This window comes from Desulfobotulus alkaliphilus (assembly GCF_007830435.1).
Lineage (GTDB): Bacteria > Desulfobacterota > Desulfobacteria > Desulfobacterales > ASO4-4 > Desulfobotulus > Desulfobotulus alkaliphilus.
In genome coordinates, this window is record NZ_VLLC01000023.1 from 1 (window position 1) to 3,548 (window position 3,548).

Annotated in this window: 3 protein-coding genes; all 3 read right to left on the bottom strand. The window is 48.5% G+C overall.

The genetic code is table 11. The features are described 5' to 3' along the window. Positions 1–232: 232 nt before the first annotated feature. A complete protein-coding gene (locus LZ24_RS12795; RefSeq protein WP_144685732.1) occupies positions 233–2,719 on the bottom strand; it encodes an NACHT domain-containing protein in 2,487 nt (828 codons plus the stop codon). Positions 2,720–2,804: 85 nt separating this feature from the next. Continuing rightward, a complete protein-coding gene (locus tag LZ24_RS12800; RefSeq protein WP_144685734.1) occupies positions 2,805–3,185 on the bottom strand; it encodes a hypothetical protein in 381 nt (126 codons plus the stop codon). Between the two features lie 3 nt (positions 3,186–3,188). Next, on the bottom strand, positions 3,189–3,548 hold a 360-nt coding region (locus tag LZ24_RS12805; protein WP_186443131.1), incomplete at its 5' end, for a hypothetical protein.

Here is a 3,548-nt window from a genome sequence, read left to right on the forward strand (position 1 = left end):
ATTCAGGCTTGTAGACAGGGTCGCCTGTCTCACGATTAATTTTTCCGATAAGACATCTTTTATTTCTGGGTTTTCCTTCACTATTACGATAGGAAGTTGATTCATATAGATAAGTATTGTTTCCAACTTTTTGCTTCACAATACAAGCCATATCGCCCCCTTTGTAGTAAGATGTTATTATACCTTCAAGGGGGCAAAACTAGCAGTTTTTTAAAATTTTTGAAAATTATTTTTAGCCAAAAACAACAAATAAAAACTTTAATCTCAAAGCCATACATCCAATTTTAGCACTTTGTATAACGTTTGTAGGTGTATAATTTATCGGGAATTTAGGATAATACTCCGCGTTAAATTTTTCTTGTGGGGAATGGTAATGGATAAGGGATTCTTCCAACTCATGGAACAAACCTTGGGAACAGTGGGGGGAGAGTTTTCTGATCAGGCGGATACCAGCCCCCCATCTCGATTTTTTTGCGTAAAAATCCAGCCAGAATCTTCCGCTGTTGGAAAGCAGCCAGCGAATACCTGTATCCGCACGGTGGGGAGGAAGATCCGCATAAAGGGACATCAGAATTTCCTGAGCCACAGGAGAAGTGCTTTTTTCCAGAGAAGAAAGCTCTTCAAGAAGAAATTCTGCCTGTTTATCAAGAAGGATCTTTCCTGCCTGAATGAGGATCTCCAGCGATCCACGGGCAAAATCCGTTTGAGGTCTTCCATAATAAGAACGGTCCTTTTCCCACATGCTAAGCCGCGCCTCGTAGTGTGGATTGGGATGGATGTCCGTTAATCTGACAATTTCAGGAAAAAGAAGGTTCCAGCCCTGCTCAGGGCATTGCGCAATCGTTTTTTTCAGGATTTGCAGGTAAGGTCTGTACCAGTTTTTAAAATCGTCATTTTCTTTGCGGATAAGACGACCCTTAGCATCCAGACGCCAAGTGGAAAGTATTGTTTTAACCAGTCGGACGGCCCTCAGGGGGGACTTTGACCCCAGAGAATCCCAGCATACGGGGCTTTTCATGTGACCGCAGCGGATAAGATCCAGACGCAGTGCAAACATGGCATCTGAATCATTGGCCTCATCCCAGCATAAGGTATTCAGAATACGGCGGGGCCAGTCTTCTCCTTTGTGGAGAAAAGGACACAGGGTTTCTGCCACCTGATCCGGCAGGGTATCTGTTACGGATCGGAGCAGAGAGAGAGCCTTGAAGGCCTCCTCTCCCTGGGAGAGGGAAAGCCAGCGCTGAATGCTGCCGGATGCGAGAAGAATGCGAACCCATGGCGCATGGCCTGAAAAAACGGTTTCCAGCATATGGCCCTGCCATTCATCTTTCTCGCTCAGGTCAAGGCAATAATGACGGATTTCTTCTGAGGGCGCATCAAGCTGCCCAAGGATTTCAAGCACCAGATGCTTCATGTGGAAACGTACATGGGGAGACTCCAGAAGATTCTGGGCGGCGCTGAAAAAATCCGGAGCCGATTCTTCTGTCAAAAGGGTCAGTACCTGGCGAAGCTGCTCACGCCGGAAGAGGGATTGCTGTTCTCTGCTTCCCAGCCATGTGAGAACCTTGCCATTGCCTTCATAAATGTGGGGAAGCAGACGCTCTGCAATCAGGTAATCCAGATAACGCTGGTGACAGAAGCTGATTCTCTGCCGATCCCTTTGAAGAAGTCCAAAGGAGATGAGCTTATCCAGAAGGATGGTGCTGCTGTTTTCCAGGCGGCCGACAGGAGCGGACACTTCTCCCCTTGTTTCCATATGATCCAGAAGCGGTTTCAGGAAGGCATTCATCTCTTTGACGGAAACAGAAGCCTTTTCTTCCAGAGTGCGGCGGAGGTTTTCCAGAAAACAGCGCATCAGTTGCGTGGCGGTTTGGAAAGGCATCTGCCCCCCGTCTTCCCTGATCCTTAACCACATGGAAAGATGGAGGGGGATAGCAAGGATATGCCGATGCTGCCTGCTCAGGTTTTCAAAATCCGGCCCGATGATGCCCCTGATCTCCTCTTCCGCAAGCGCCTCAACAGCAATTTTAACAAATTTTTCTTTTTCAGGCCCCCCCAGAAAGGCTCGGATTTCCGGATCGTTTTCAAGGTCAAAGGTACGGCAGGCAAAGACAAGAATCCTGTCTTTACCCTGTTCACGAAGGGCACGAACCTGTCTCAGCATTTCCTTGCAGATATCCATGGCTCTGCTGGAATGGGCAGCCGTCCAGCGGATGGCATCCAACTGATCGAGAATCAGGACGGCCTTTTCGTCCCCAGCCATGGCGGAGAGGGCCAGAGCCGGGGAGTTTTGCAGATCCATTTCCATTCCGTACTGTCTGGCGCTTTTGTCGGGTATCCGCCGATCCAGACGCAGGGGAAGGCAGGGAATGCCATTTTCTCTGAGGTCTTGTGTGAGCTTATGGAGGACAGCACTTTTTCCGTATCCCGAAGGCCCATGCACAAGGATATCCTGACCTTTTTCGATGGCATCCTCTATCCGGCTGAAGATTTTGCTGCGGGTAATTTCTGGCCGGATCAGGTTGGAGCCAATGGAATCCAGAAACTGCTCCTGAAGTTCCGTCACAACGGAAGCTGTCTGTGGAGAAAATGTAAGGGGAGGGTGGGCTTCCGCTGGAATGAGTTGATCTGAAGATGGTGTCAAGAGGATGACGTTTTTAGTGATAATTTGTGTAGATTTAATGTCGCTGCCAATATTGACCATATATTGCTGCTGCATCGTGCGGTGCCTCACTTTTTGAGAACCTGCGGAAAACCCAACCCAGATCAAAGTATTTGCTCGCTTTGGTGGAGCCTTGAAGTCTTTATTTTATTACAACATTTCCATATCCTATTACTTGGGTGCTAGTGATGTTATTTCCCGTATTGATCTGAGTCTGCTTTATGTTCGTCATGCTTTTTTCCTTTGGCAGCAGATCCCGGATTTCCTCCATGAAGGCAGGATTTTCCTTCATCTCCCGTTCCAGCTGATACCTCAGAGTATCCAGAATCTCCTCGTCTTCAGGTAATTCCTGCGCCCGTACCAGCGCATCTTTTTGGGAAATGCTTAAAAACTTAGCCTGCAACCATTGGAACAGTTTTTCTCTGCCTATATCCAGACCCTCTTCCACGGTTTTACCTGTGGCATGGAGAAGGTAGGGGGTAAGGTAGGCGATAGCACTCTGGGAAAGGCTTACGACATCCATGGTTTACTCCTTTGAGTTGGGTGTGTGCTTCTCGATCATGATTGCCAGCACAGGGGCAAGAAGTGTGCTGTCAGGTTTCTGATCGATCTGTTCTGCGGCTTTGAGGTAGCCTTGAAACAGACCAGCCATTAGCGGTTTGAATGGGTGGGGGTTTTGGGTGAAAAGCGGCAGAAGGGCCTGGATTCCTTCGGCAAAACTTATTGATGCATCTTGATGTTGCCCTGATTCTTTTAAAATGACACCTTTTGCCCCACAGGTTATTGCCAAATCCGGGAGAAAGGCCTCCGGCCTTGCCTCGGCGAGTTGCCTTCTGATCTCCACGGCTTTTTCCGCGTTGTGAAGGGCCTCTTCCCTGCGGCCGAG

Excerpts from the sequence above, each read along its gene's own strand:
- LZ24_RS12795 (WP_144685732.1), bottom strand. The coding sequence starts at position 2,719 with ATGCAGCAGCAATATATGGTCAATATTGGCAGCGACATTAAATCTACA.
- LZ24_RS12800 (WP_144685734.1), bottom strand. The coding sequence starts at position 3,185 with ATGGATGTCGTAAGCCTTTCCCAGAGTGCTATCGCCTACCTTACCCCC.